Annotated in this window: 3 protein-coding genes; 2 read left to right on the top strand and 1 reads right to left on the bottom strand. The window is 65.1% G+C overall.

Features of this window, described 5'->3' with window-relative positions; genetic code table 11:
* The coding region (locus tag WA317_RS15785) for an acyl-CoA dehydrogenase family protein (RefSeq protein ID WP_425173921.1) at positions 1-1,192 on the bottom strand (1,192 nt) is incomplete at its 3' end.
* Positions 1,193-1,402: 210 nt separating this feature from the next.
* Between WA317_RS15785 and WA317_RS15780 the strand changes: the two genes are divergently transcribed.
* Positions 1,403-2,374 (top strand): isopenicillin N synthase family dioxygenase, encoded by a 972-nt coding sequence (locus WA317_RS15780; RefSeq protein ID WP_425173922.1) that lies wholly within the window; start codon positions 1,403-1,405, stop codon positions 2,372-2,374.
* Between the two features lie 81 nt (positions 2,375-2,455).
* Positions 2,456-2,942: flavin reductase family protein (locus tag WA317_RS15775; RefSeq protein WP_425173920.1), on the top strand; the 487-nt coding region annotated here is incomplete at its 3' end.

Here is a 2,942-nt window from a genome sequence, read left to right as displayed (position 1 = left end):
GGTCGTTGACCCGCACCGCCAGGTCGGCGTCGACACCGTGTACCGCCTGAGCCACCGCGGCGTCCTGGTAGGTCGCCGTGTACAGGTACAGCGCGCGCAAACCTTCGGCGTAAGCCTTCTGCGTCATCAGACTGCGCCGCACATCCGGGTGGTGGGTGATGGTCACCCGCGGAGCGGTCTTGTCGGTCATCTGCGTCATGTCGGCGCCCTGCACCCGCGACTTCGCATACTCCAGCGCGTTCAGGTAGCCGGTGGACAGCGTGGCGATCGCCTTGGTGCCGACCATCATGCGAGCCTGCTCGATGACCTCGAACATCTGGGCGATGCCGTCGGGCACCTCGCCGACCAGCCAGCCCACGGCCGGCACGTCGTGCTGGCCGAAGGACAACTCGCAGGTCGCCGATACCTTCAAGCCCATCTTGTGCTCGACGTTGGTGACGAACACACCGTTGCGCTCACCGATCTCACCGGTTTCCGGGTCGAAGTGGAACTTGGGCACGAAGAACAGCGAGAGGCCTTTGGTGCCGGGCTTCGCGCCCTCGGGGCGCGCCAGCACCAGGTGGAAGATGTTTTCGAACAGGTCACCGGAGTCGGCCGAGGTGATGAAACGCTTCACGCCGTCGATGTGCCAAGAGCCGTCGTCCTGCTTGACGGCCTTCGTGCGGGCCGCACCGACGTCCGAGCCGGCGTCCGGCTCGGTGAGCACCATGGTCGAGCCCCAGCCACGCTCGGCGGCCAGCACAGCCCACTTCTTCTGCTCTTCGGTGCCGAGGTGGTAGAGGATGTTGGCAAAGCCGGCGCCGCCGCCGTACATCCAGACCGCCGGATTGGCACCGAGGATGTGCTCGTGCAGGGCCCAGACCAGCGCCTTGGGCATCGGCATGCCACCAAGCGCCTCATCGATACCGACCTTGTCCCAACCGCCTTCGATCATCGTCAGCACGGACTTCTTGAAAGCCTCGGGCAGCTCCACCGAGTGGGTCTTCGGGTCGAAAACCGGGGGGTTGCGGTCTCCCTCGACGAAAGACTCGGCGACCGGACCCTCGGCCAGCCGGCTCATCTCCGTCAGCATCTCGCCGACAACGTCGACGTCCAGGTCACTGTAGAGGCCTTCGCCCAACGCCTTGTCGACTCCGAGCACCTCGAACAAGTTGAACTGCTGGTCGCGGACATTGCTCTTATAGTGGCTCACGCTTCCTCCTCGATGAGAATGCCACTTCGTGGTTGGGTACTAGGGTTAAGTTACCCACCAGTAACACTGACAAAACTATAACGGTTTGTTAGGCAACGCAAGCTGATGTGAGCTAAATAGCACCAAGTGTTCAACCAACCGGTTGGACTGAGGTCGATCAGGACAGTGGCACGCCATGCGACCTGTGGCGATGATGGTGACGTGACCAGTGTGGCCGGTGCGACCGCGCTTCCCGTGGTGGACCTGCGCAACCATGCCGGCGACCTTCGTGAGCGGCTGCGCACGGCTGCGCATGACGTGGGGTTCTTCTATCTGGCGGGCCACGGCGTGCCGGCTGAGCTGGTCCGCGCGATGCTGGAGGCTGCGGGCCGCTTCTTTGCGCTCCCGCAGGTCGACAAGGACGCCATCGCGATGGTGCGCAGCCCGCATTTCCGCGGCTACACCCGGCTCGGCGGCGAACTGACGCGCGGTGCAGTGGACTGGCGCGAGCAGATCGACATCGGTCCCGAACGCCCGTCGATCGGCGGCCCCGGCCGGCCGGCTTACTTCTGGCTGCAGGGACCGAATCAGTGGCCCGCCGCGCTGCCGGAAATGCCGGGAATCGTCGCCGAGTGGGACGCTGCGCTGTCCGGCGTGGCGCGCACGTTGCTGGCGTGGTGGGCGAGCGCGCTCGGCAGTCCCGCTGATGTATTCGATACCGCCTTCGCCGATCTCCCGGCGACGCTGATCAAGATCGTGCGTTACCCGGCGCACGCCGCCAGTGCGCAGGGGGTGGGAGCGCACCGGGATTCCGGCGTGCTCACCCTGCTGCTTGCCGAGCCGGACAGCCACGGATTGCAGGTCCGCGGCCCGCACGGGTACTGGGTCGACGTTCCCGCACGCGACAGCACCTTCATCGTCAATATCGGCGAGTTACTCGAGGTCGCGACCGGCGGTTACCTGCGGGCGACCGAACATCGGGTGCACTTGAGTCGACCGGCCAGACCACGGATCGCGGTGCCGTACTTCTTCAACCCCCGACTCGACGCCCAGATACCCGTCCTGTCCTTGCCCGACGAACTGGCTGCCCAAGCCCGGGCCCGCAACGATCCGTCGGACCCCATTTTCTCGGTGTACGGCCGCAACGCCTGGAAGAGCAGACTCCGGGCACATCCGGATGTGGCCGCGGCGCATGGCCATTGACCGAGTACCGCGGACGGCGCGACGCCTACCGAGTAAGGTCGCCGTTATCAGAATCGGTCCGCCAGTTCGACAGAGAAGCCGGTGAACTCGACCAGCAAGCTGACACCGTCGTCTCTTCGTGAGGCCTTCGGGCACTTTCCGTCCGGGGTAGTGGCCATCGCGGCTGAGGTCGACGGAGTCCGGGAGGGGCTAGCGGCCAGTACGTTCGTTCCTGTCTCACTGGACCCGCCGCTGGTGTCGTTCTGCGTGCAGAACACCTCGACGACATGGCCCAAGCTCAAGGGTGTGCCGCGACTGGGCATCAGCGTGCTGGGCGAAGCGCACGACGAAGCCGTGCGTACTCTGGCCGCTAAAACCGGCGACCGATTCGCGGGATTGGAGACCGAGTCCAACGATGTCGGGGCGGTCTTCATCAGAGGCACGAGCATGTGGCTGGAAAGCGCGATCGAACAACTGATCCCCGCGGGCGATCACACCATCGTCGTTTTGCGTGTCAGCGATGTGCGGGTCAACCCTGAGATCGCACCGATCGTCTTTCACCGCAGCGCCTTCCGGCGGCTGGGTGCCT

The sequence above is a fragment of the Mycobacterium sp. genome, assembly GCF_049802695.1.
In the GTDB taxonomy this organism is placed as follows: domain Bacteria; phylum Actinomycetota; class Actinomycetes; order Mycobacteriales; family Mycobacteriaceae; genus Mycobacterium.
The sequence above is the reverse complement of the archived record's forward strand: the minus strand, read 5'-3'. Positions and strand labels throughout refer to the sequence as shown.